The sequence below is a fragment of the Bremerella sp. TYQ1 genome (assembly GCF_020150455.1).
GTDB lineage: Bacteria > Planctomycetota > Planctomycetia > Pirellulales > Pirellulaceae > Bremerella > Bremerella volcania_A.
Genome location: NZ_CP083740.1, coordinates 4,339,388 through 4,364,462, shown reverse-complemented (window position 1 = coordinate 4,364,462; position 25,075 = coordinate 4,339,388). Strand labels below are relative to the sequence as shown.

At 54.7% G+C, this 25,075-nt stretch carries 29 protein-coding genes; 22 read left to right on the top strand and 7 right to left on the bottom strand.

The genetic code is table 11. The annotated features are described in order from the left end of the window. Positions 1 to 168 precede the first annotated feature (168 nt). Positions 169 to 600, bottom strand: coding sequence for a DoxX family protein (locus LA756_RS17490; protein WP_224436012.1), 432 nt, complete (start codon positions 598 to 600; stop codon positions 169 to 171). 76 nt (positions 601 to 676) lie between these two features. Continuing rightward, complete coding sequence (locus LA756_RS17485; protein WP_224436011.1) at positions 677 to 1,105, bottom strand: cupin domain-containing protein; 429 nt, start codon at positions 1,103 to 1,105, stop codon at positions 677 to 679. Between the two features lie 202 nt (positions 1,106 to 1,307). Here LA756_RS17485 and LA756_RS17480 point away from each other — a divergent pair, with 202 nt between their 5' ends. The 4 genes from LA756_RS17480 to LA756_RS17465 are packed head-to-tail and all read left to right on the top strand — an operon-like array spanning position 1,308 to position 4,565. Beyond that, positions 1,308 to 1,967, top strand: coding sequence for a hypothetical protein (locus tag LA756_RS17480; protein WP_224436010.1), 660 nt, complete (start codon positions 1,308 to 1,310; stop codon positions 1,965 to 1,967). Next, positions 1,955 to 2,632 (top strand): hypothetical protein, encoded by a 678-nt coding sequence (locus LA756_RS17475; protein WP_224436009.1) that lies wholly within the window; start codon positions 1,955 to 1,957, stop codon positions 2,630 to 2,632. The genes LA756_RS17480 and LA756_RS17475 overlap by 13 nt, the downstream gene beginning before the upstream one ends. A gap of 22 nt (positions 2,633 to 2,654) precedes the next feature. Further along, positions 2,655 to 3,737 carry a Gfo/Idh/MocA family protein gene (locus LA756_RS17470; RefSeq protein WP_224436008.1) on the top strand — a complete coding sequence of 361 codons (1,083 nt, stop codon included), beginning with the start codon at positions 2,655 to 2,657 and terminating at the stop codon, positions 3,735 to 3,737. A 6-nt stretch (positions 3,738 to 3,743) separates the two neighbouring features. Then, positions 3,744 to 4,565 (top strand): hypothetical protein, encoded by an 822-nt coding sequence (locus LA756_RS17465; RefSeq protein ID WP_224436007.1) that lies wholly within the window; start codon positions 3,744 to 3,746, stop codon positions 4,563 to 4,565. Between the two features lie 9 nt (positions 4,566 to 4,574). Here the strand turns inward: LA756_RS17465 and LA756_RS17460 are convergent, their stop codons facing one another. The 5 genes from LA756_RS17460 to LA756_RS17440 all read right to left on the bottom strand — a co-directional run bounded on the left by LA756_RS17460 (position 4,575) and on the right by LA756_RS17440 (position 10,263). Next, a complete protein-coding gene (locus LA756_RS17460) occupies positions 4,575 to 5,003 on the bottom strand; it encodes a hypothetical protein (protein ID WP_224436006.1) in 429 nt (142 codons plus the stop codon). 60 nt (positions 5,004 to 5,063) lie between these two features. Beyond that, entirely contained in the window at positions 5,064 to 5,945 is an 882-nt protein-coding gene (locus tag LA756_RS17455) for a DUF1559 domain-containing protein (RefSeq protein ID WP_224436005.1), read from the bottom strand. 206 nt (positions 5,946 to 6,151) lie between these two features. After that, positions 6,152 to 7,681, bottom strand: a complete 1,530-nt coding sequence (locus tag LA756_RS17450) for a TolC family protein (protein WP_224436004.1) — start codon at positions 7,679 to 7,681, stop codon at positions 6,152 to 6,154. A gap of 171 nt (positions 7,682 to 7,852) precedes the next feature. Continuing rightward, positions 7,853 to 8,371 (bottom strand): dihydrofolate reductase family protein, encoded by a 519-nt coding sequence (locus tag LA756_RS17445; protein ID WP_224436003.1) that lies wholly within the window; start codon positions 8,369 to 8,371, stop codon positions 7,853 to 7,855. 116 nt (positions 8,372 to 8,487) lie between these two features. Then, positions 8,488 to 10,263: a hypothetical protein gene (locus LA756_RS17440; protein ID WP_224436002.1), complete on the bottom strand. Its 1,776-nt coding sequence runs from the start codon at positions 10,261 to 10,263 to the stop codon at positions 8,488 to 8,490. Positions 10,264 to 10,499: 236 nt separating this feature from the next. On the opposite strand from LA756_RS17440, the gene LA756_RS17435 reads away from it, so the two are divergent. The 18 genes from LA756_RS17435 (at position 10,500) to dnaN (ending at position 25,023) form a co-directional block, all read left to right on the top strand. Continuing rightward, positions 10,500 to 10,700 carry a hypothetical protein gene (locus tag LA756_RS17435; RefSeq protein WP_224436001.1) on the top strand — a complete coding sequence of 67 codons (201 nt, stop codon included), beginning with the start codon at positions 10,500 to 10,502 and terminating at the stop codon, positions 10,698 to 10,700. Positions 10,701 to 11,233: 533 nt separating this feature from the next. After that, positions 11,234 to 11,758, top strand: a complete 525-nt coding sequence (locus LA756_RS17430; RefSeq protein WP_224436000.1) for a DUF3592 domain-containing protein — start codon at positions 11,234 to 11,236, stop codon at positions 11,756 to 11,758. A 17-nt stretch (positions 11,759 to 11,775) separates the two neighbouring features. After that, positions 11,776 to 12,288 (top strand): DUF3592 domain-containing protein, encoded by a 513-nt coding sequence (locus LA756_RS17425; RefSeq protein WP_224435999.1) that lies wholly within the window; start codon positions 11,776 to 11,778, stop codon positions 12,286 to 12,288. A 173-nt stretch (positions 12,289 to 12,461) separates the two neighbouring features. Beyond that, on the top strand, positions 12,462 to 13,325 hold the full coding sequence (locus tag LA756_RS17420; RefSeq protein ID WP_224435998.1) for a universal stress protein: 864 nt from the start codon (positions 12,462 to 12,464) through the stop codon (positions 13,323 to 13,325). 107 nt (positions 13,326 to 13,432) lie between these two features. Further along, the gene (locus LA756_RS17415) at positions 13,433 to 14,392 is read left to right on the top strand and encodes a serine protease (RefSeq protein WP_224435997.1); all 960 of its coding nucleotides are present in this window, start codon (positions 13,433 to 13,435) and stop codon (positions 14,390 to 14,392) included. Between the two features lie 201 nt (positions 14,393 to 14,593). Continuing rightward, on the top strand, positions 14,594 to 14,821 hold the full coding sequence (locus LA756_RS17410; RefSeq protein WP_224435996.1) for a hypothetical protein: 228 nt from the start codon (positions 14,594 to 14,596) through the stop codon (positions 14,819 to 14,821). 152 nt (positions 14,822 to 14,973) lie between these two features. Beyond that, complete coding sequence (locus LA756_RS17405) at positions 14,974 to 15,324, top strand: hypothetical protein (protein WP_224435995.1); 351 nt, start codon at positions 14,974 to 14,976, stop codon at positions 15,322 to 15,324. Beyond that, positions 15,287 to 15,616, top strand: a complete 330-nt coding sequence (locus tag LA756_RS17400) for a hypothetical protein (protein WP_224435994.1) — start codon at positions 15,287 to 15,289, stop codon at positions 15,614 to 15,616. The genes LA756_RS17405 and LA756_RS17400 overlap by 38 nt, the downstream gene beginning before the upstream one ends. After that, a complete protein-coding gene (locus LA756_RS17395) occupies positions 15,616 to 15,831 on the top strand; it encodes a hypothetical protein (protein ID WP_224435993.1) in 216 nt (71 codons plus the stop codon). The genes LA756_RS17400 and LA756_RS17395 overlap by 1 nt, the downstream gene beginning before the upstream one ends. Beyond that, a complete protein-coding gene (locus tag LA756_RS17390; RefSeq protein WP_224435992.1) occupies positions 15,828 to 16,031 on the top strand; it encodes a hypothetical protein in 204 nt (67 codons plus the stop codon). Before LA756_RS17395 ends, LA756_RS17390 begins: the two co-directional genes overlap by 4 nt. 116 nt (positions 16,032 to 16,147) lie before the next feature. Next, a complete protein-coding gene (locus LA756_RS17385; protein ID WP_224435991.1) occupies positions 16,148 to 16,357 on the top strand; it encodes a hypothetical protein in 210 nt (69 codons plus the stop codon). A gap of 277 nt (positions 16,358 to 16,634) precedes the next feature. After that, a complete protein-coding gene (locus LA756_RS17380; RefSeq protein ID WP_224435990.1) occupies positions 16,635 to 17,672 on the top strand; it encodes a GNAT family N-acetyltransferase in 1,038 nt (345 codons plus the stop codon). A 123-nt stretch (positions 17,673 to 17,795) separates the two neighbouring features. Then, entirely contained in the window at positions 17,796 to 18,320 is a 525-nt protein-coding gene (locus LA756_RS17375) for a hypothetical protein (protein ID WP_224435989.1), read from the top strand. Between the two features lie 109 nt (positions 18,321 to 18,429). Beyond that, the gene (locus tag LA756_RS17370) at positions 18,430 to 19,668 is read left to right on the top strand and encodes a terminase family protein (RefSeq protein ID WP_261362118.1); all 1,239 of its coding nucleotides are present in this window, start codon (positions 18,430 to 18,432) and stop codon (positions 19,666 to 19,668) included. 260 nt (positions 19,669 to 19,928) lie between these two features. Then, complete coding sequence (locus tag LA756_RS17365) at positions 19,929 to 20,774, top strand: hypothetical protein (protein ID WP_224435988.1); 846 nt, start codon at positions 19,929 to 19,931, stop codon at positions 20,772 to 20,774. Further along, a complete protein-coding gene (locus LA756_RS17360) occupies positions 20,771 to 21,919 on the top strand; it encodes a cysteine desulfurase family protein (protein ID WP_224435987.1) in 1,149 nt (382 codons plus the stop codon). The genes LA756_RS17365 and LA756_RS17360 overlap by 4 nt, the downstream gene beginning before the upstream one ends. A 546-nt stretch (positions 21,920 to 22,465) precedes the next feature. After that, positions 22,466 to 23,425 carry a DnaA/Hda family protein gene (locus LA756_RS17355; protein ID WP_261362044.1) on the top strand — a complete coding sequence of 320 codons (960 nt, stop codon included), beginning with the start codon at positions 22,466 to 22,468 and terminating at the stop codon, positions 23,423 to 23,425. A 482-nt stretch (positions 23,426 to 23,907) separates the two neighbouring features. Next, positions 23,908 to 25,023, top strand: a complete 1,116-nt coding sequence (dnaN, locus tag LA756_RS17350; RefSeq protein WP_224435985.1) for a DNA polymerase III subunit beta — start codon at positions 23,908 to 23,910, stop codon at positions 25,021 to 25,023. The last annotated feature ends 52 nt before the right edge of the window (positions 25,024 to 25,075 follow it).

Here is a 25,075-nt window from a genome sequence, read left to right as displayed (position 1 = left end):
AAACGGAAACAACGAAGCCATAGAACCAAGCATCGTTGGATGATTCGATAAGCCGCGGCATGGAAAAGAAACATAGGGAGCCCAGGAACGCCTGTTGGAGATCAGATGCCGAGAATCTAACAAGCGTAGGCAATCGGTTCCAGCGTTTTCTTTTTCATTTGCAGGTTGTCATTCCGTTGCGTCTCGCGAAGGAAGGGACGCCAGCAGAAACGACGCAGCAGCCGCAGTGAACACCGAGTAATCGAGCGGAGACTTGATACCAGTCGCAATCGACATGGTGATCGCGAAGACGAGCAACAAACCGCCTGACGCATTGGCAAACCAGCGAAGCTTCCAACCGATCAACAGGCCGATTGCAATGATCACTTCCGCAATCGTTGCGATCCAGCCCAGCGGTCCATGCAGTGCCGCCGGGGCGAACCAGTTGAGTAATGCCACATACTCGATAAACGGGCCCCACGCTCCCCAAGCGACGCCAGGTTCGCCGGGCGATCCCCACATTCCAAAGCGATCGGCCACCGCTGACAGATAGGAAGCAGCGAGCGCCACTCGAAGAAACCATTGAGCAAGAAACAGACTTCGCGTTGGGGAATTCATCATTGGGGGCGTCAATCTAATCGCAGAGGGAGAGAGTGCGCCGATGAGACTTGGCTCGCCGACGCCATGGACATTTATCTTAAGGCTTGTCCATCGGTTCCGGAATCGCCAGTTGCTTGGCATCGCGCGGATGCAACACCACCGCGATCACACGTGTCTTGGCGTTCGACTGCGGATTCTTTGAAACGCGGTGCAGACAGCCGGTCGGCTCGTAGAACGTTTCGCCTTGCTCGAAGATCTTGGTCGGTTGATCGTCGATTCCAAGTTCGTATTTGCCTTCCAGTACGTAACCGAAAACAGGCCCCGGATGGCGATGGGGCATCCCTTCGCCAAGTGGATCAAGCTGGACTTCGACGACTGAAACCTTCGCGTCGTGCCCATCCAACTTCTCGACAATGTCACGACTCGAAATCGGCACGACAGTCGACTTCGCTTGATGCTGGGCCACCAACAGTCCGGCCGTGCCCAAGAGAATTCCCATAGCCAAAGTTAAAGCAGTTCGCAGCATGTTGGGGTTTTCCTAATGAATTGAGGGGAAAAAGGGGACTCATCCAACAGACGAATTGGCAGGAAGACGTGTGACAGGATTGGACGAGAAATTCGCCAGGATATGGATTATACTTCTAATCACGTTCCAATCCCTCCTTTCGCGTGGGCTTCCTGCCCCACCCAGAACCATGCCAGGTTTTCCGAAAATCAGGAGTTCCTCTATGCGATGGCCCCTAGTCGCATTGGTCGTCCTCGTCGTCTTTCATGCGGTTTCTTCACACTGCGAAGCACAACAGCCGGCTCAACCGCCGAAGTCGCGCGCAGACATTGTCAAAGACTTCGCCGAGAAGCAGCGAAAGCTGGACGATACGCTCGACGCGATGAAAAAGAAGCATTCCAAAGCGGTTAAAGAAGCGGAAGCGGAAGCCGTCAAAAAATTGAAAACGATCGCTCAGTCGGAAGCGGGCAAAGGCGAGATCGCCGAGGCAACGCAAACTTGGACCAGTGTCCTGGAAATCGACGCCTCCGATATCGAAGCGAAAAAGTTCTTCCGTTCAATTGGGCGATTGGACATTGTGCAGCAGCAATTGGAAAAAGCGTCGCAACGCGAGGTCGTTTTTCCTAAGCGTCGCACGGAATGGCAAGGAGAAAACGGAATCAATTTTCGCCTGCTTCCGGACGGGACATGGTTTGAATCGTGGGCAACGAAAGAGCGTCAGAGGGTACACCGGGAAGTGTCGCGTTCACCGTATCACGTCGAACTGTTTAATCGCAATGGCAGTTCTCGCGTCCAACATATCCTTTATCCCGACCATTTTTATTGGAAAGCTTATCTCGATAAGGAATGGAATCTAGGAGAAGATGGGGCATGGATCGAATGAACCGTTTACGACGGCCAACTATTGTTGTAGTTACGGTGATTATGCTCTCCGGGCAATGGCCCGTGTCATCGGCCATCGCGCAAGATCCTTCTCCGCGAGACGAAGTTCGCCGAGAGTTGGAAGAGCAAAAGGAGAAGTTCAACAAGATTCTCCAAGACATGCGTGATAAACATCTCAAAGCTACACGAGAGTTAGAGCAAAAAGTAATTGAAGAGCTCAAAGCCCTCGCGCGTTCCGAAGCCGGCAATGGCAAGATCAAAGAAGCGACCGAAACTTGGACCGAAGTCGTCCGAATCGATGCAACCGACGCCGACGCGAACAAATTTTTCAAAGCGATCGGACGCGAAGATATTATCCGGCAGCAAATTTTGAAAGCGGTTGAACGCCAAAGCCCGGAACCTACTCAGCGCGTCGAATGGCATGGCGAAAAAGGCTTGGTCTTTCGACGACAATCTGATGGACGTTGGTTAGAAACCTGGGAAGACAAAGGGGAGTTGAAACGCAGGGTTCATGTTGAACTTGGTCGGACTCCCTACTTCATCGAGACCTTCCACGACGGTGGCCATTTCAAGCTGTACCAACGAATTTACGGCGACCGCTTGTTCTGGCGCTATGCAAATCACCAGAAGTGGAGGGAAGCTACCAAAGGACTTTGGATCGACTAACTAGTTATCAATGGCGAACATCATGAAGAAAATTACCCGACGCCAATTTTCTACGGCTACGACAGCCGCGGTTGCAGCTTTGGCCACGCGTGTCCATGCGGCTGAGAGTTCTTCGAGCGGCAAGATTAAAGTGGGTCAGATTGGGGCTTCGCATGCGCATGCTTCGGGGAAGATGGATGCGATGCGGTCGTTGTCTGGCACCTACGAAGTGGTTGGCCTGGCCGAGGCAGATCTTGCGGCGGCGAAACGAGCCGTGCAGCGGAAGCCTTATCAAGGGCTCGAGCCGATGACGATCGAACAACTCCTCAGTACGCCAGGTCTTCAGGCAGTGGCGGTCGAGACCGACGTGCGGAATTTGGTTCCGACAGCCAAGCAGTGTATCGATGCCGGGATGCATATTCATATGGACAAGCCGGCCGGCGAATCGCTTTCCGCGTTTCAGCAACTGTGCACGACTGCCGATACGAAGAAGCGAACGATTCAGATGGGATACATGCTGCGGTACAACCCGGCATTTGAACTGCTGTTTCAAGCTGCCAGGGAAGGGTGGTTGGGCGAGATCTACGAAATCGACGCGATGATGGGCAAGCTGGCTTCCCCCGCTCTGCGACGCGATCTAGCCCAGTACGATGGCGGCGGCATGTTCGAGTTGGCATGTCACTTAATCGATGCAGTCGTCACCCTGTTAGGCAAGCCGGAAGAAGTTGTTACGTTCATTAAGCGAACCCAAGCTCCGAAAGATACCTTCGCCGACAATCAACTGGCGGTGCTCAATTATCCGCAAGCAACGGCGACGGTACGCTGCAATCATCTCGATCCGTTTGGCTTCCCTCGTCGGCGATTTCAAGTCGCTGGTTCCGGTGGTGCGATCGAAATCAAACCCCTCGAATCCGGCGAAGTCGATCTCTCGTTAACCGAGGCACACGGCGAATTTAAAAAAGGAACGCAGCACCTCAGTTTGAAGCGTCAGGGTGGTCGCTACGATGGCGAGTTCATCGACTTGGCCAAAGTGATTCGTGGCGAGAAAGAACTTGCCTGGGATCGCCAGCATGACTTGGCCGTGCACGAAACCGTACTTCGAGCCTCTGGCGTAATGCAGGACTAAGTGACCATGAAAAACAATTTGTCCCGCCGGTCGCTTCTGCGGAACACGCTTGTCACGTCGGCGCTGCTCGGACTCGCACCGAACGTGTTTGCCGATTCCCCGGATACCAAGCGGTTGCCATTTCAAAAGATCGACTGCCCAGGGCACTACGCTGGCCATCTGCAAGGAGTTTGCGCCGATAACAACGCGCAGCTTTATTGGTCGTTTACCACGAAGTTGGTAAAGACCGATGCCGAAGGAAACCTCCTTCACGCCATCGATGTCCCGAATCATCATGGCGATCTATGCCATCATGCAGGCCAGATTTTTGTCGCTACAAATCTGGGCAAATTCAATCAACCGGCTGGTCAGGCTGACTCTTGGGTTTATGTCTACGACGCCAACACGCTCGAACTGGTCGACAAGCATCCCGTTCAAGAGGTCGTCCATGGCGCCGGCGGCATGGAGTATCAAGACGGTAGCTTCTTTGTCGTCGGAGGTTTGCCTGGCAATATCGAGGTGAACTACGTTTACGAATACGATCCCCGCTTCAAGTTTCGCAAGCGTCACGTCATCGAAAGCGGCCAGACATTTCTCGGCATTCAAACGGCCGCATTTCATGACGACCAATGGTGGTTCGGATGCTATGGCGAGCCGAATGAACTACTGCGAACTACGGCCGACTTTCAACAGCCGCAACGGTTTCCTTACTTTGCTTCGTATGGCATCGTTCCACTAGAACCAGGCAAGTTTCTTATCGGCCGTGGAAAGAACGAAGCAAATGGGCAACGCGGCTGGCTGGTTCCGGCCGTTTCGGACGACAAGCTTGGCTTGAAAGACGAAGCTTAGCTGCTGACCCTATTCCAGATCGAAGTCGATCACCGCTTCCTGTTTGTCGATGGTTCGCACGAGCGGAGTCGAATCGATACTGGAATACTTGGGCGGAATCAGTGGCTTCGGAATCGTATAGCCGGCATCACCAGGCTCAAGGGTTGGATCAACTTCCGAATACCAGTTGATGATCACCTTGTTTTCGCCGGCAATCGCGGTGATCTCGTACGACCCATCCTCTTGAATGGCCGTATGAGCTGAGGGCTGCGTTTCGTCGAGCGGATTAAACAAGATCGTCCCGCCGGTCAGGTTCTTCCCTTGATAGGTCACCTTACCGCGGACGATCGATTCATTTTCGTTGCCACAGCCGAATGCGGCCAGCAAAGGAATCAGACACGCAATCGACCAAGCCATGGGCGTCAAATTGACTTGACGCCTCGAAGAAAAAGTAAACACGACAGCCTCCCGTTCGCTGCAGATAGATAGGATGAAAAGCTAACAATCAGTCGGCTTACGTTAAGGAATTGTCACGGGATTGCCGTCGGCTCGGTTAGCAAGATTCTGCATCACCGTCCAGTTGACCGTTTGCGGAATGTAATGAACCGAGCCATCTCCGAAAAGAAAGTTCACACCCTTGCCAGCGTGGGAGCTACCAAAGTTCGCATCAAGATCGTTCAACGAGGTCAGCAGGGGAGAGCTCAACGGAGACTTGAAGTTACGTGTCGAGTGAAAGCCCCAACGATACGCAGGGCCATCCATGTTGCGAAGTGTGGCATCGGTTTCCACATCGTCACGGCGTTCGATCCGTTTTTCTCCGATGGCAATCGTGTTCGAGAGGCCGTCGGTGACTTGCGAGAACTGCATCTTGCCGAAACGGCTGAACATTCCATCAAACAATTCGGGATTGTCGGTATTACAGTGACTCCCTTCGCCCCCAGCTGAAAAGGCATAATCCCCCCGAGAACAAGTTTGCATGTAATGGCTGGAGGATGGACCATCGGTTGGGCTGCGCCGGGACGGGCAGAACAGCATGTCGACCAGCGTCACAATGGCGGTCGCGTTGGTTGCGTGATCAACTGACTCTTCAATGTTGAATAACTCGTACGCAGCGTTCTGTTCGTAGAACGGCATCAACGTCACGAAACCACTCATTCGATCATGTTTCAGCGGCGTATCTGGCGTATAGCTTCCTGCCGGCAAACTGCCAAAGGTATCGTGAAAGTTGTGCAGCCCGAGACCGAACTGCTTGAGATTATTCGTGCATTGCATTCGCCGAGCCGCTTCACGAGCCTGTTGCACGGCAGGCAAAAGCAGCGCGATCAATACACCAATGATGGCGATCACCACCAACAATTCGACCAAAGTAAACGCGCGGCGCATGGACAAAGGGGTTTTCATAGGAAGGCCTTGAAGAGAGATGGGGGATGAAGGAAGAAGCGTTGAGCGACACTCGCATGTCAGGCTCGGTGGCTTCTATTATTCAGCTCCCCCACAAATGGCGGCAATCCGAAAACGCGTAGTTGTGCTCCGCTATTTTGTCATGCAGAAGATAGAACTTTGCCATGCCGAACCAGACGTCGGCATGGCTTCGCCAGCAATTAAAGTTACTGTTGACCGAATGTCTGGCCACGCAGTGCGTCGCCATCGGTGAACTCGCCAGGCTGATCCAAACCGCCGGTCAAAAGCAGGCCATCGATCTGAGCGTGGGCTTTGGCCAAGTCCCCCAGTGCGGCGATGTACCGAAGGTTTGTGTCGAAGTAAGTTCGACGAACGATCAACACTTGAATGAACGAGAACTCACCGGCCGAATAGGCTCGTTCGGCCAGATCAAGCGTTTGCTTCGCCTTCGGCAGAATCTGTTGCTCGTAACGTTCGACAGCGATGCGTGCCGAATCGTATTCTTTCGAGACTTCGGCAAGTCGAGCCTTCAAAGACATCTCGACACGCTTCACGTCGTGCGTCGCTCGGCAGTATTCGCGATAGGCAGCCGAGATGTTCCCGCTGTTGTTGTTAAAGACCGGAATCGGAGCTCCAACAAACAAATTGATCATCCCGCTGCCGGTACTGTTGTCGTGGCCGGCTTGCAGTTCTGCGATGACGTTTGGAATGTTCTGCACTTCTTGCCGAGACATGTTCGATCGAGCTTTATGTACTCGACTGTAGCTCGCGCGAAGCTCTGGACTGCTACCTAAGAGACTGCCGTAGATTTCATCCCAATTGAGTGTTCCGACTTGCGGATGCAGCTTTCCGGAAAGCGAACTTCGCTGCATGTCTGGAACGCCTGCGGTGGCGGCCATCTCTTGCCAGGCCGCATCCCAGGCGAACTCGGCTTGTTGACGAAGTACTTCCACTTCGTTCAAAGCAATCTCGGCTTGCAGTTGATCTGACTGGGCCGCTTCGCCTGCTTTGAACTGCTGCTCGGCAACAGTGACCCCTTGGGCGACGACCGGGTGGAAATCGTCAATCACTTCAATACGCCGCTGAGCGACCAGGGCATCAATAAACGCTAAACGAACATCCGTCAGCACGCGATATCGCTGCGATTCGACATCCCAGCGCTGGGCTTCGACGGCATGTCCCAGTACGTTGCGATTGAGGTCTAACTTGCCCCCGGTGACAAATTCTCGTTCCACCGAAACAACGTGCTGGTCGGTTCCTTGATCGGCCAACTGCGCGGCAGAGTAACCAACGATCGGATTCGCAGAAAGTCCTACCTGGTGTCGATAATCGGAAGCGGCTTGCGCCGAAGCCGAGCTCTGCAGAATCGTGGGATTGTTCGCGAGTGCGATGTCTTGCAACTGCTCGAGCGACAAACCTTCGTCAGCCAGCGTTGGCAAACTCGGCGGCAGCGAAACTTTGGCTACGCTGAACACAGGTTCTTCCACCACATCATTTTGAGGCGGAAGAATGGCTGTCGGGATCAGGTCCAACGGAGGCGCATCGTTCGCGACCGTTTGGTGATCGACCAATTGAACTTCGGAGGCCGTTTCCTTTTGCGACACCACAGGCGGAGCATAGGGAACGACTTCTTCGGTGTATGTCACCGGTTCGGAGTAAGGCAGCACGCAGCCGGTGCAGCATGTTGTTCCGAGAACTAGCCACCAGCCCCATCGATTTTGCTTCGTTACCGCCATCCGATGTCCCTCTCTAATAGCAGTGCCTGCATTCCGTTTAACGGGAACAATCCGCCCAAGCACTGTAATAGAACGTTCGGCAGCAAAAGGATAACGGAAACAGCGAATGTTATTCGTTGGAGGGATTAAGGCAGGTCAACGCGTTAAGTTGTAACGGTAGCGTTGGCAGGTTTAGCGCAGCACTTCGTAGTCAATTTGCACCAATCCTTGACGGAACGTATGCGAGTTCTTCACTTTCAAACGTGTATCTCGGCCAATATGCGTTACCAAGGGAAGGCCTTCGCCGAGAAGGATCGGTTGTATGAATACTTTCAACTCGTCGATCGCACCGACGTGAAGAAACGATGCGGCAAGCTGCCCGCCGCCGACTAGCCACACATCTTTGCCTGGCTGAGTATGAATCCACCGTACGAAATCAGCGACCGGTTGCCGGACCACTTCGGCATGCTGGCATTGCAGCATCTTGCGGGAAAAAACAAAGTTCTTCTGCTCGGCGTAGGGATAAGGGCCCAACTCCAGCACATGTTCGTATGTCTTGCGGCCTTGGACGACGGTGTCGATCGAACGGACGAACTCAGAGAACCCGAAGTCTTCATCTCCTTCAGCTTGTATCAGCCAGTCGATGGCTCCGTTGGGCCGAGCGATGTATCCATCCAAGCTGGCCGTGACAAAATAGACGATCTTTCTCACAGAATCTCTTCTCCTTCACGCTGTTTCTTACAGACGTTATGGAAACGGTGCAGCGAATCCTTGAACGCTCCATACGTGTGAAGAATCAAACAGTTCGAGAGAGTTCGATGCGATTTTTAATCCATCGATTGGCCCGGATCGGTCGTGCTAGCTTTCGGGTGCGGAATGTACAGTCGGAGCGGGTTGTTCTTCACGTGCTTTAGTTCCCAGGCAGTCATCGATGACTGGGGTCGAACGCGATACGTTGGTGCCGTCGACTGGATGATCGGCAAGATCGATTTGCCGAGATAAAAGCCAAGTCCATCCGACACCAAGTGATGTTTTTTCCCGTACACGACGGCACCTTCGGCTTGTCCCGATTCCATGTCGTGAAGCGTCACGTAAAGGATCGATGCCGCCGGATTGAAGTCTTGGGATGTCGTCGCTGAAAGAAACTCTTGTTGCGTAAGAAAGCGTCCTTTCTCGTCACGCTGCTGTTCAAGAACACGAACCGCTTTGATCAGTTCTTCCCGGGTGTAATAGCGGGCTCGGTAGTCAAACGCCGAATAAGCATACGATGAAAAACCTGAGCGGATCATCCACGCTTCATTCAAATCCCACATCGATGGAAAGCTTGCTTGCAGGTTCGCACGAATTGGATCCGCACTCGGCAGAAACGCCTGGTTGATTTGGTTTTCAATCCGGGGCAGCGAACGGGGAATATGCTCTTGATAAATGATTCGCTCGGCCGCTTGTTGAAACCACGATTGAAATCGAAACTCGGCTTGGCTCCCTTCGTTCAGAAGTCGATCAATCATCTCGACGGTCTTCTTACTGAGTTGCCGCTTCAACCCACGACGAAAACTGGGACCAAAGTCACCGATGTCTTTCAGAATCTCTTCGTAGAATGCCGGCGGCACAGGACTCTGTGTTGCCAGAACGGCTTGAAAAACGAGTTTGCGATAGTCCTCCATCTCGACGAAGACAAATGAATCTTCAATTCGCTTGTCGATCGACTGCATGGCCATGATGCGTAACAGTTTCAAGTCTTGCAGCGCCGAATCGAGATCGTTCTGTTCAACTTGCACGATCGCATGTAGCGCAGCGAAGCGCGCCACTTGAACATCCCAGTGGCGATACTCAAGACCATCGTCGAGCACACTCCGCCGCAGCTTCAAAAATGGCTCTTCATGACGCGTCACAAAGTCTCGCCCAGTCTGAGCTTCTCGGTAGTTAGCGGCCAATAAGTTGAGCAGTTCGTAGTCGTAGAACGAAACGGCAACATGTTGTTTTCTCTCGGCGGCGCGTTGTCGATAGCCGGCAAGTACCCAGTCTGGCTGTTGATCTTCCATGATTGCCAACATCAATGCGTCATGCACCATCGCGGCGTCGTTTTGAAGTCTGGGAGCGACATCTTCTTGAACGTCAAGAATCGCTTGGTGCTTCGTACGAATTTCAGCCAAGCGAGACTTCGCGCGAACATCTGCCAGAAAGAACAATGTCCATGCCATAAGCAGTGCCACAGGACCAGCGACGACCAACTTCCATGGCGTCCACTGCAGCGCTCCTCGGCAGCGGTTTCCCTCGTTGTCGCGTGTTGGCCACAGACCTGCGGTGGTTCCCACGAGAGCCCCTAGCAAAAATCCTGCGCACGAAGCCAAGAGCATTACTTCGTACGAAAACTCGATCATGCCAATAACCCAAATCGCGTCCAAGAGTCGCATGCGGGCATGGTTGCCACTAAGAGCTAACGCGATTTGCCCAACCGCCATGGGAAGACAATAACCCAGAGAAATCAGGAGGACGCCGCCCACCAAATTCCAACGCAGTCGAAGGCAAAACGTCGCGACCCCAAAGCCAACGATTCCCCAGGCAATTGCTTGCAGGGAAAGCAAGATCAGAAAGGCACTCATGGGGCGAGTTCCATCAGGACAAGATGGGGGTCGATAAGAATTGCGGGGAAGCGTGGGTGTTGCGCCTGAATGTAAAGGAAATCTGCAATTCGGGCGAGTAATTTTCCGGTAACTTTCTACCTTTTGCTCGCGATATCGAGCAATCCGGAAGAAGGGGCTTTGCGGAAAACGAAGTCATGGATTAAACCAGAATATAGAGCTCTTATTCGTCCTATTTCTGAATAAGGAGACACGTCATGAACGGTCTTCCCGAACTCGGTCGAAATCCTGCGATAGCCGCCGCGAACGAGGCATTTGAACTTGAAATGCAGCGTTTAAAAGAAGCTCTCGCGCACGCTCGTTCTGCCGAGGAAGAAGCAGCAATCGACCAGCAGATGCGCGAGTGCGAATCACGACATCGAGAACAGCTCGCGACACTACAGCGGTCGATGTACTAGCAGGCCGACAGTCTCGACAGAAAACCAACAACGAGGGCGACAAAAGCGGTCGCCCTTTATCATTTCTTGACCTCTATGCTCGGTCGAATCAGGGTCGTCATTTTCCCCAGACCCGCCATGCCCAATAGGCCGTCATTCCAATGGACGTTAACGCGTAAAAAAGACAAGCTCCGGCAGAAAGGGTAGTTACGATCATCATCAAAACCTCACGTGCATGAATGGGGGAAGCGCGGTCGCTGACAACTTTGGGGAAATTGCCCGACGCCCCTTGGAGACACGATGCGATGGGGTAGGTGACATGAATTTCGTGTCGGAGAGCCCTGTATCCCTTCTTTCTTGCTGAACTGAGACCACGACCTCCTCACACGAGGGGATCGGCCATGTTTCCCCTACAATCGGAATCATCTGATAGCACTCGTCTGGGGAATGTCGGCTGAACTTCGAAATTTAGGCAACATTTGCGCATCGTGATCGAACTTTAGGAAGTGAGGCGCCGCAATGCTTTGTTCGATACGTGTTCTTTTGAGAGACCCATGTCCAAACTGTTTCCCATTCTGTTCGTGCTGATCTTCATTGGCTTTGGGGTCGGGTTTCTGGGATACGGCATCTTGCAATTGGTTCAAGCAAGTCAGACAACCGAATGGCCTGCGGTGCAGGGGAACGTCGTCGAATGCAAGCTCAACTCGCACACCAGCGACCATAAAACGACTTGGAAGTGCGACGTTCGCTACGCGTACAACGTCGACGGACAAACTTTCGAGGGCAATCGAATTGCCTACGGCTACAACGGCACCAACAACAAAAGCATGCACTCCTGGTTGCATAAAAAGCTGAACAAGTCTGAATACGTTCGCGTGTACTACAACCCGTCCGATCCTCGCGAAAGTACGCTTGCGGTTGGCATTTATCGCAGTGCCTATTTGCCGATTGTGTTCGGTGGTGCCTGGCTCGGATTTTGTGGCGGGCTGTTCTCATTGATCTTTCTGCAAAGCCCGGTGAAAGAACTTCCCAGCCGCCTGGCTCGACTCAATCACCATTCATTTAGCGCTGTCCGATAGCTGGAAAGGAAACGACGATGAAAGAGATAATTGCAGCGCTGATGATGGGCGGATTCAATCTGATTGGCCTGGTCATTGTTGGCTTTGGATTGCGAGATTTATACGTCGGTTGGCGTAGTCGATCTTGGGAGAAAACGTCCGGTCGACTTACCGACGCCATCGTGGAAGAAAGCGTGCAAAAGAGCAGCAAATCGCGACGAACCGTCTACGAAGTGATAGCAACATACGAGTACGATGCCGGCGGCCGGCCGCAGCAGGGCAACACGATTGCTTTTAGTTATGGGCCGACCAGCGAACGAGAAGAGCATCGCCTGTTGCAGGAATCGCTGAAACAAATGCCTCATTTGACGGTGTTTTACGACCCGCTGCGTCCCGAAAAAAGTACGTTGCTTCCCGGCATCGACAGTGGCATGTTCACGCTCGTCGCCCTCGGAGCGATGTGGCTTTCCGTGACCGTTGGCATTACGGTGATGTTCTTCTTAATCCAAGGGGGCGACCCGGAATTGGTCCGTGGCATCGCCGCCGGCTAAGCCATCGGGATGGGAAACGATCTGTCGAAATCGGCCCCGCAGCCATCCCGGAACGGTCACTGGAATGCTACAATAAATATAGGCGGCGGAGGTCTTTTGGTTGGTAGGAAACAACGACTCCTTTCGCGGCTTTATATCGGTCCGAATTGGCCTTTGAGGAAGGAAACAGAATCATGATCCGCAGCGCACTAATCGCCCTCGACAATTCTCCCTCTAGTCAAACCGCGTTGGAAATGGCGATCTCCTTCTGCCAACGGTACGCGGCACGCAACGAAGGCCGAATCGACGCCATCCATTTGTCCGGTGTTGCAGTGGTGGATATCCCTGGAATTAAAGCTCCGACAAGCTTGCCGATCGGCGCCGGCGCGTACAAGAAACAACGCGATGAAACGCTGATCAAAGAAGCCCAGGAACGCACCGACGAGATCCTTCAGTACTTCGAAGCACGCTGTAATGAAGTCGGCATTCCGCACACGGCCATTCGCAGCGAAGGCTTGCCGTACGAGCAGATCGAACGGCAAGCGTTAAGTCACGATGTCATCCTGATCGGGCGGGACACAAACTTCCATTACGAGACCAGCGAAGACGTCGGTGCGACGGTACGTAAGTTGTTGGTAGATAACGCTCGACCCGTCGTCGTCTATCCTCAGCAGATGCCGGATAATCATCGCGTTGTGATCGCTTACGACGGTAGCAATCCGGCTGCACATGCGCTGCAAATGTGGACGCTTTTGGAAATCCGCGGGCCGCAAACCGAGATCCATGTCGTCAGCATTTCCGGTGAAGAAGCGAAGGCTCAAGCACGTTTGACGGAAGCTGCTAAGTTTCTCGAATTCCACGGTTTAAGCGCCCAGCTGCACTACGTTCCGAAAGAACGTCGCGTCGTGGAAATGCTTGCCGAGAAAGTCAAAGAACTCAGCCCGCGAATGGTCGTTCTGGGGGCCTACGGACGTGGCGGATTCAAGGAAACACTGTTCGGTTCGTCGACCAACCAAATGCTGGAAACGGCCAATTGCCCGTTATTCCTTTATAAGTAAGACGTGCAATAGTCTTAAATACTTCTTGACGAATACCTGTACATTCGTATAGAATACAGACATCAAACTCGCATCGGTTCTTCCTTCTTGCGAACGAGGTGTCTGTCATGCTTGCTTTACGTCTTTTTTCCGCGCTCGCCACCTTGCTCATCTTCGCAAAGGTGGCAGCCGCTCAAAGTCCCATCCCTCCGGCGGCCGGTTCGGCAATTGTCCAGATCGACAATCGAGGTTATGGCGGCGGCAGCGGCACTTACCTCGGCGATGGCTACGTGCTGACTTGCGATCATCTCTTTCGCGACAGTCATAATGGTCAGATCGAAATCGGGCGGGTCGTCGTTTCGTTCCCCAGCGGAGCCGCTTCCACCGCGACCGTTTTGAAGCAGCATCGCGTTTGGGATCTGGCTTTGCTGAAGCTCGATGCGCCGCCGAATGATGTCGCTGGAATCTCGTTGGCCGAAAGTTATCCATCCCCTGGAACGACCGTCATATCGGTCGGCTATGGTCGCTCCGGAGAACTACTCGGCAACGTCGGTCAAGTCACCGGCTACGGCCGCGACAAGTATCTCGCCACGCAGCTTTCCGACACGATGCTGCTGACCGGATCGGCTCGCGGCGGCGATTCAGGAGGGCCGATTCTCAGCGAAAATGGTCAGCTTGTCGGCGTGCTTTGGGGCACCGATGGCAGTTCAGTCGTTGGTACGCAGGTGGGTCAATGCCGGCAAATTCTGACGCAATGGCAGTGCCCGGCCGGCGGTTGTTCGCCACCTCGATATGTGGCCCCGAGTCGACCTGTTACGCGAAGACCACCGACCATTTCTGGCCCCAGTTCCTCGGGAATTGCCACTCCTTCACAGCCAGCGGTACCTTCGTCGGAACTCGAAAAACTGCGGCAGGAACTGGCCCAATTGAAGCAGCAGCTCGCGGCAATCCAATGCCAACCAGGCCCACGCGGCCCGCAAGGACCGCCAGGTAATCCTGCCGACGTCGATCTCACGCGGCTGACCCAACTCGTCCGCCAACAAATCGCCGGAAGTATCCGCGTGAAAGTGGAACCGGTGCGGAAGTAACCGGACCGTCAGAGCCTGAACGAATGGATGTCATATTCCCATCTTCGTGGGCATGGCACCCAAGAGGTAACGCTCGATCCGATTCCGAAAGAAGACCCCTAACTCTCTCCCCTGAGGGTAGAGGGGATCGGATCTTTCTGAACATTGAAAATTGACAACTAAACCCAAACTTCCCTTCCTTTTTCTCAGGAGTTTTTCACCATGACCATCGATTTGCAGACGTTGTTGATGGGGGAACAGGCCTCCAATTTGGCTGCCATGGCGCGTGCCCACACCAATGTCATGGACTTGCAGCAGCGAGTCAGTTTGGACAAGTGGGCGGCCACCGATTTGCTGGATGCGGCCGCGGCGAAGGAAGTCGCCAAGAGTGGTGTCGCGACCGACCTGGCCGGTTTCCGAGCCGGCGTTCAAACGCCACCGACCGCGTAAACTTCGCAGCGAAACCGGCGGGATGCCGCTTCATCCCGTCGGGTCTGCTGCATCGCTCTCGGGATTTCCTCGAGATGATTTTGCAATGCATAACATCTTCTATTGACCACTTCGTTTCTGTCCGCATGTCGGACCTTACTGAGGCGAAACGTATGACGACCACCGACACCGATTGGGCCGAGACGCTTGCTTGGCGGATTGTTCAGGGGGGCGAAAAAGATCGGCGGCAACTCATGGATCGTTGGACCGAATCGGCCGACCTGATCGCGCGGAAAACGGCAGCCAAAGTCGACGAAGATTCGAGCGAAGAAGAAGAATCTGAGCCGGACGAAGTCGAGTTGCCTGAGACCGACGAGCTTCCCGAAGTTACACCATCTTCCGAGGAAACTGCCGATGAGCATCGACAAACAACAACTGTACGGGGCATTCACGAAGAGTCACCAGCGGCAACAACGACTCAGCGAAATGGCAACGCGGAAAGCCCTCGACCTGCCGCTGGATGATGACGTGAACATCACGCAAACCACGACCAACCATGGGCCCAACCTCGTTTCGCTGTTGGTCCTCGCAGGCGGTTTGCTGGCAGGTGGAACAGGGATCGGACTTGGTCTGCCGGCTCTTTGGAACGAACCAGCAACCGCGGCAATTGACCCACCCAAAGCGTCAGAGCCACCGCCAAAAACGGTCGCCCTCGATCCCGAAAGCACCGAGTTTCGCGTCACGTTTTATGCCGAAGATGGCCGACCGATCGACGTGAATCAAGTCGAACCCATTCCTCCGAAGGAGACCAACTGATGAGTGCGGAACTGGCCTTTGGTGCGTTAACTCTACTTGTCGGAACCGGCGTCAGCATCCTGACCGCCGCCATTCCGTGGGCCTTCAGCGTGCAAGGACGATTGTCGCGCATCGAAACGTCGCTCACCCAAAATCTGGACGCGGCAAAACGGATCGAACAAATTGAATTGCGGCTGTTATGGATCGAAGCGATTCGCGAAGGAAATTCGGAATGACGACCAAGAAACGAACGAAGAAAACGAATAACCGCTGCATCACCAAGGAAACTCGAGCGGCGCTGGTTCGATCAGGGGAACCAACTTCCCCAACGGTGCGATACCACTTGCTGATCGATTGCGAAAGCGAGTCGGAACAACAAAAATTGTACGAACGTTTAACCCAACAGAACTTCAAATGCCGCGTGCTCACGTTGTAAAACGTTTAAGACGGGAAGAGTGATAGCGGAGTGGTGATAACAATTCGGCTATCCGATCCGAAATTTGCAATCACACATTTGACAACATTTACAAAAAACCTTTTGAGGAACACAACATGAAACGGCAGCTTGGTTTTGGGAAACGTCGCGGTCAGGTCCCGATGGGGACGATTTTGATGATGGCCGGCGTGATGGATATTATGATGGCCCTCGGCTTGTGGTTCTTCATGGGGCAAGGGGACATGATGATGACAATCTTCTTCAGCGTGCTTGGCTTTTCCGGCCTCGGTTTGATCGCATTCGGCTTCATGCGGAATATGAAGTAAGCGAAACGCCGCTGAGCACTTCTGGGTAGCCCAATTTGCTTGCAACCTGGGGAGGCGCAGCCGAATCGAGGTTTTCTGATTCGGCTGCTTCGACCTTCACGCTGATAACCTCGATTCGCTTCGCTCCCCGGGTTGCAAGCAACCACGGGCTACCCAATCAAAGCGCGGCGTGTCGAATCACGTCCCATTCTGCACTGAAACGTTCTAGGCATTCTGCGTCCGCTTGACGCCAGAGGAGTTGGTGATGACTTGTGTAATGACGGAGAAAATATGCGCCGTGCCAAGGTCGTTTCGCGTCGCCCAGGTCGAAGGAATGTTTGACCTTTCGGCCGAACAAGCGACCACGATTCAGCTGCATGCGGACGTTCCTTCCCTCGACGAATCTTGGACGATCGGCGCGATCGTGGGGAACTCGGGCAGCGGCAAAACGTCGATCGCCGAAGCCGCATTCCCGGACGCCATCGGCAAGCGAAAACGTTGGCCGCCAGCGCTGGCGATGATCGATGGTTTGCCCAAGCGTTCGATCCATGAATTGACCGCCGCGCTAACGGCCGTTGGCCTCGGCAGCACGCCAACATGGCTGCGGCCGTTTGGTGTGTTGAGCGGAGGAGAGCAGTTTCGTGCGGAGATGGCCCACGCACTGTTGCGGCGAAACAAGCTGGTTGTTGTCGATGAATTTACCAGCGTACTCGATCGAACGACGGCCAAGTTCGGAGCGCTGGCGATCGGCAACGCGCTGCGAAAAGAACGCTTCGCGAAACGGCTTGTTGCCGTCGGTTGCCACCGCGATGTGCTTCCTTGGTTGGCGCCTGATTGGGTGGTCGACTTGGATGAAGCGAACTGCACGTGGAATGCGTTTTCGCCAAAGTCAATCGATTTGCAGATCGATGTTTGTTCGCGTTCGTTGTGGGCGTCGTTCGCGCCGCATCATTACTTGTGCGGCGGCGACTTGCCGGCAGCGCAGTTCTTTGCGGCCAGCTTCGAAGGACGTCCAGTGGCGATCATTGGCCTGATCGGTTTGTGGGGACATCGCGGACATAAGCGAGTCGCTCGGATTGTCACGCTGCCGGAGTTTCAAGGCGTTGGGATCGGTTCGCGGCTGTTGGATGAAGTGGCCCAGCGGCAACGCGGCGAAGGGTTCGTTCTGAACATCACCGCCGGGCACCCTAGCATTTTGCGGCATTGCCAGCGCAGCGAGCGTTGGCATTTGACCAAGCGAAGTCCGATTGGCCGGCGAGGGCAGGGGATGAAGAACGGCAAGCCGGTGAAAAGCTCGTTCGGTCGCCCGGTGATGTCGTTTCGATACGCCGGGTAATTCCGCAGGGTCCGTCATGCATGCGCACCCTACCCATCGATTTGGAATCGACAGGGACCGATTGTGACAACCATTTAACGCGTCCGCACAGCGGACCCTACAAGGTTGAAAGGAGGAAGCAGGATGGCGAAACGGAAGAACACGCCGAGCATCAAGTCGTTGTCGATGTACGAAGACATTGAGCTGAACGGCATGTCGTATCGCGAGGCGGCGACCAAGTATCACGTGGTCGAGTCGACGGTTCGTGCCAACGTGAAAAGCGTTCGCGCGTACCGCTTACAGGTCTTTCAAGAGGAATCGGAAGAGCCGGAATTGACGGCCGTTTCCGACTTGTTGCGACTGGAAATGCAATACAGCGAAGCGATGCAGGCCTGGCGTCGTAGTCAGCAGGAAGCGGCGCGAGACGGCACACGAGCCGACGTTCGCTTCTTGCAATTGGCTCAGCGGCTATTGGCCGATATTCGGAAACTTCGCGAAGAGACCCGATCGGGAATCACTCAGCTAAAGGAGAATGTCGATGAGTGTCAGCTTACGCCTGAGCAGCGACGAGAAGCGATTCTTAGCATCGTGGGTTACCCAAGCGACGCCGCAGCAGCTGGCCCAAGTCGAACGACTTCTGACGGGAAGCCAACCGCCGAAGTGGAATAAGTATTGCCCTCATCAGCCATGGCCGCGGCAACAACATTTTCTTTCGCTGCCGCAAACCGAAGCGCTTTACGGCGGAGCGGCGGCCGGCGGCAAGAGCGAAGCGTTGTTGATGGCGGCACTGCAGTACGTACACGTGCCAGGCTACAGCGCGTTGATCTTACGAAAGACGCTCGCCCGATTGCGGCTTTCTGGCGGGCTGCTCGATCGCGCCGCGGAATGGTTCGGCGGAACCGATGCGAAGTGGAACGCGACGTCGCAGCGGTGGATCTTCCCGACCAAGGGAGCGGCCGCATCGATCAGCTTTGGTTACCTGGCCGGCAGCCGCGACCGATTTCGTTACGGGAGCAGCGAGTATCAACTGATTGCGTTTGACGAACTGACCGAGTTCGACGAGAACGACTACCGCTTTCTCTTCAGTCGGCTGAGAAGATCGAGCGATATCGACGTACCGCTGCGAATGCGCGGAGCCACTAACCCCGGCGGTCCTGGCCATGGGTGGGTCAAGCGGCGATTCATTACTGGAGCAACGCCACGCGACGGCGGACGACGCTTCACGAAAAAGAATCGGGCGTTCGTTCCTGCGAAGATCTGCGATAACCCGGCCGTGTTGGAAGAAGAATACGCCGCCAGTCTCGCGATGCTACATCCGATCGAGCGTGCACGGCTTCTTTCCGGCGACTGGGAAGTGCGCGAGGAAGGGCTGATTAAACCGTCGTGGCTGCGTCGGTTCGATCTTTCCGAGAATGGCCAGCAGCTGTTGCTCTATCGTAAGAACGACTTGTTTCTCACGGAAGTGAACCTGGCCGATTGCGTTCGCGTAGCGACCATCGATCCGGCGGGAACGAGCCGCGACAAAGCGAAGCAGCGCACCAGCGGCATGCCTAGCTACAGCGTGATTCAAGTGTGGGATTTGTTCTATCGCCCCTGGGCTGGCATGGCCCTGCGATCTTGCTGGCGCGAGCAAGTCGGCTTCGAGCAGCTTTGCCAGGCCATCGCTGATACGCATCAACAGTGGAAACCATCGGGCATGTGGATCGAAAACGAAAAGCTCGGTCAGGCCACTGTCGACGTGCTGGGCGGGAAACTGCCGCTAAGCACCATCGCAACCGGCGGCCAAGACAAAGTGACCCGATCGGTGAAGTTGATCCATATGCTGGACCATGGCCGCGTCTTTCTGCCGACGGTCAACAACGACTGGCTCGACACGCTGGAAAACGAATGGCTCGCATGGACCGGGCACCCCAGCGAACCGGCCGACCAAATCGACCCCGCCGCCTACGCCGCCCAGTTGTTCTCGCGGCACGATTACGGGGAAGAGCAGGGGATCATGGGATTCTTCGAACTGTAAGTAGATTCTCGTCAACGCCGCCGCGAGATACTAAACTAGAGAGATGGAAACTGCCCGTTTCCGTTGGTCGCCCAGGTTATCGCTCGGGCGTCTCAGTATCTTTCACGACTGAAACCTGAACACCGAAAACTAACTTCCGGCACATGTCGTCGCAAACGCGAGCATGACACGCGCTATTAGTCCTATAAAAAACAGGCCCCAATCACTTGAGTTCTGCTGCCCGAAGTTCGACGCCTGGTGCTTCTTCTCAGAATCAGACGATGATTCGTGTGTTTGTCGTCGTTCTGATTGGGTTGGTCGTGCTTGTCATTGGGGGAACGATCACGCTTAGTACGTCGGCGCATACTGGTGTGCAGTTTTCGCCGGACGGGTTTCAGCGACGGCAATTTACCTACTACGAGGCGTTTGGCATGCGGATGTCGGCGACCGACTATTTCAATAAGACCGGAAATCTCGAGCTCGATCTGATCAGCAATAAGTGGATCACTTCATCCGGGAAGAAACCGAAAAACCGGGAATGGGTCACCGTCACGCACATGACCGGCGGCGAGTACTTTGAAAGTGATGCCAAGATCCTGGTCGATTATCTCGAGATGTCCAACGGCTTTGGGGCGATCGACTTAGACCGTTGGAACCAGGTCAATCCTGGCTATGCGGCGGTGATGTGGCCAGAAATTCAAAAGGCGGCCGAAGGGAACATGTACATCCTGGTGCCAGATATCCTGCACCACATGCTCGACTTGAGTCGGCAGAAGGATAACCCGATCTCGCAGGCATGGCTCGAAAAGACCGACACCACCGACGTTGCACTGGCCAACCTGACGAAGAATCAGCGAGACCGTCGCACCAACGAGCAGAAACAAATCGGCAAAGGCAGCCTCAACGCGTTCCTCGAAGATCTCTATCTGAAGGCCGGCAAAGCAGCTCAAGACGCCGAGGACGCCAAGCGGGCTCGTTTCTGCTTCGAGCAAGTTTTGCGGCTCAGCCCGACATCGACAGAAGCCCAGGAACTTCTCGATAAACTGCCGGCGGCGGCAAAGGAAGAAACGGCGGAAGACGAAACTTCCGATGCAGAAGAATCCTCGGAAGATGAATCTGAAAAGTGATTTACGTCGATAACAATGCGACCACATCGATGGCCGTGGAAGTCGCCCAAGCTATTAGCCAGGCCTATGAGTCGGCTTTCTTTAATCCCTCAAGCCAACATCAAGCCGGGCAGAAGTCGCGGCGTCGGCTGGATGACTGCCGTGAAACCATTCTCAATTTAGTTGGCGGCGAAATCACGCGATTTGCCAGCGATCGATTGGTTTTCACCAGCGGAGGGACGGAAGCTAATAACTTAGCGTTGTTTGGACTCGGCAAAGAAACGAGCGGCCAGGTCATCGTTTCGGCAATCGAGCACCCTTCGGTCAGTGAAGCGGCCGATCAACTGGCATCGCGGGGTGTTTCCGTTCGCCGGCTCCCTGTCGATGGGAACGGAGTGGTACAGTTCGATGCACTAGAGCAATGGCTGGACGAACCGACTCGGATGGTCAGCGTGATGCTGGGGAACAACGAGACCGGAGTGCTTCAGCCGATACGCGAAATTGCCGCAATTTGCCGAGCGAAACAGGTCCCGCTGCATGTTGACGCAGTTCAGGGAATCGGCAAAACGCCCCTGAATTTCCGCGATCTGGGAGCCTCGGCGATGACGCTGACGCCCCATAAGTTTCATGGCCCGCGGGGGATCGGGGCCCTGGTGCTCGACGATCATGTGAAACTGAACGCCAGCATGTTTGGGGGTTCGCAGCAATTGGCCATGCGGCCGGGGACCGAAAGCGTGGAGTTGGCGATCGGCTTCGAGCGAGCGTTGCAGTTGGCGATTGAGTCGCTGCCTGACGCTGCGGCGGAAATGGAACGGCTGCGCGATCGACTGGAGCTGCTTTTGGTCGATTTGATCGGCGAAGACGAGGTTTTCATCGTCGGTAAGGATGCCCCACGGCTACCGCATACCTCGAACGTGGCATTTCCAGGGCTTGATCGGCAAGCATTGGTGATGGCATTGGACATGGCTGGGGTGGCCTGCAGCACGGGATCGGCATGTGCTAGCGGGTCTTCGGAGCCTTCGCCGACACTGATTGCGATGGGGCTTCCGGAAGAGGTAATTTCTGGCTCAATTCGCTTAAGTTTGAGCCGCTTCACGACCGAGCCCGAGGTGGACGAAGTGGCAAGTCGTATCTTCAATTGTGTCAAACGTTTACGTCGATCGTAAAACCGACTCGAAAAGGCTTCCCAGACTAGTTTTCCCTGTGGAAAACCTCTATAATCGGAGCTTCGTTCGCGAGGGTTCCTCGGAGGGACGAATGGCTCGATCGTTTCAGGGTGGTCGCGATTCAAAAATCGGTACCGCCCATTGATTTGAGTCTGCGTCGATCCTACTTCTCGCGAAAGCCCTGAAAGGGCGACCGAAGGCATCCATTGGAATTTCGGTCGCCCTTTCAGGGCTCAAACAGATTGGTGGATCGATACCAAGGGGCTGACGCACTTGGCTATTATCTGCCACCCCTTCGGGGTTTGAGAGGTTTGTGTTGTTATCTATCCTTGCGCGGCCACGTGCAAAACGAGATAGGCAAGGACACGAACTTCACCGAATGAGCTTTTCCACGTTGTCTGACTAGACACAGACGGAGTTTCGGTGGTTACGGAGATCATCACCATTGCCTTGCCTTGGGTTCGCCAGGAGGACCCAGCCTTTAACGGATCCGTCAAGCGATCCATTGAAGGTTTGCGCCCATTCGTGGCGGGGCCAGAGAACCGCATGATTCAATCAGCGGTCGAGGCATTGAAGCAGGATGCTTCGCAGTTCTCTCCCTTGGTTCTGTATGGCCCTAGCGGCTGTGGCAAATCGCACTTGTTGCAAGGATTGACCGGCGTTCTGGTCGAAAAAGACGCCGATCTGAAAATCCTGGCAATCACCGGAAGCGACTTTGCCCGAGAATATGGAGCTGCCCTGCGGCAAGAGACCGCCAACGAGACACGGACCGAGTTCTTCGGGACCGACGTGTTGGTGCTGGAAGACTTGCACGAACTGTTGCACTTCCCCTCGATGCAGCAAGTGCTGCTGCATTTGCTGGACGAACTGGAACGTCGCGGATGCACGGTGTTGGTTTCGTGCCGCGAAAACCCGATTGCGATGGAAGGCTTTTCGGCCGAACTTCGCAGCCGTTTATCTTCCGGGCTGTTGGTTCCTGTTGTGTTGCCAGAGCAGGGAACGCGGGAAGTCCTGATTCAAGGAATCGCGACGCGACATAATCGACAGATCACCAAGATGGCCGCCCAGAAGCTGGCCACCGCGTTTCCACACGGGCTGCTTCAGTTGAGCGGAATTGTGAATCGGCTGATCGCGAATACGTCGGCCGGCCAGGTGATCGATACGGCCGTCGTTGATTCCCTTTTGCAAAGCGAACATAACACAGCCAAGATCAGCCTTCGCAGCATCGCCAACATGACGGCCAAGTACTTCCGCGTGAAGGTTGCCGACATGAAGGGAAGTTCGCGGCGGCAAAGTATCGTTCAGGCACGCAGCGTGGCCATGCTGCTGGCTCGGCAACTGACCGAGGAAAGCCTGAAGGGGGTCGGAAAACATTTCGGCGGACGCGACCACACCACCGTGATGCATGCGGTCAGTAGTGTGGAAGCGAAACTGAAGAAAGATGTCGCCCTGCGAGAAGCGGTCGCCGAGCTGCGAGAAAGCATCTTGCAGCGTAGCGCCGAGTGAACATGGCGACATGAATTTCGAAGCGGGTAACGCCCCGTACCGTCCGTTATGCGGACCGAGATTCAGTGTGGTGGATCCACCATGCTGCCTCCTTCGAACCGTTTGCATAAGCTGCATTCGAGTCGAAGGAAAACGGAAGATGAGAGCATTACATCAAACGTAATAACACGTCCGCACAGCGGACCCTACACACGGAGTAGTGGAAAAGGTGTTGGTATTGTGTGCGTGGATGTCGACAGCGAATGGGTTATCGACGCCGCGAGAAACGACCGACACCGCTAGCGAACTTGTCGACGCCGAAGTGACAGGAAGCCAACGGGATATTGCCAGGTTTTTCACACCCACTCAGGTATCGTTTGATTCGAACGTTTTCGAGCGAAACATGACTGAGATGACACTTATCGACAGCTCGAGGCGTCGCCTTACTACTACTACTCTTTCGAAAAACTACTAAGAAGACATTTGTTGGATTCACGAGCTCCATGAAAATCACGTTCGATCGCGAGAAGTTTCAGACGGCATTCCAGACGGCAGCCATGGTGGCACCTAGCCGCAGTCCCAAGCCGATCCTGCAAAACGTCAAACTCGACGCCACCGAAAAGGCCGCCATCCTGATGGCCACCGACATGGAAATCGGGGTTCGCATCGAGGTCGAAGGCATTGAAGTTGAACAAGCCGGCAGCATGGTGTTGCCTGTCGCACGGTTTGGTTCCATCCTGAAGGAGGTTCGCGATGAGCGACTCAGCATGCAACGCGAAGAATCGCGGACAGTCGTGCAAGCACAGCACAGCAAGTTCACATTGTCGAGCGAAGACCCCGACGAGTTTCCCACCGTGCAAACGTTCGCCGAGGGTAAGTACCATGAAGTATCGGCTCGGGTTCTCAAAGAACTGATTCGCCGCACGCTCTTCGCCACTGATACTGAAAGTGGTCGATACGCACTCGGCGGCGTGCTGTTGGAACTGGGCGAAAGCAGCATCACCGCGGTTGCAACCGACGGACGCCGATTGGCCAAGATGGAAGGGCCGGCCACGCAAGTCGAAGGGCACGGCAACAGCGACGCGATGACGATCATTCCATCGCGAGCCATGCAGCTAATCGAACGCAGCTTGACCGACTTGGATGCGACTGTGCAGATTGCATCGCGCACCAATGACGTACTCGTTAAAGTTGGCCCAGCTACGATCTATGCCCGCTTGGTCGAAGGGCGATTTCCGAAGTGGCGTGATGTGCTTCCCGAGAAGCGCGAAGCGGCCCACATCGAATTGTCAGTTGGTCCTGCATTCGCCGCGCTTCGCCAGGCCGCCATTGTGACGTCCGACGAGAGCCGTGGGATCGACTTCACCTTCGGTCACGGCTCGATGGTCCTTTCCAGCGCTACGGCCGAGGTGGGCGATTCTCGCGTCGAGATTCCGATCCCTTACGACGGCGAGAATGTCGAGATCACGATGGACCACCGCTTCGTGCAAGACTTCTACAAAGTGTTGGGCAGCGAAAGCAACTTCACGCTCAACATCCAAAACGCCGAAAGCGCCGCTTTGTTCAGCACAGACGACAACTACGACTACGTCGTCATGCCGCTGGCCCGGGACCGGTAAGAAGAAACGATTAGGCATGCTGTGAGATTAGCTGCCAGATAGGGTGCGTCTT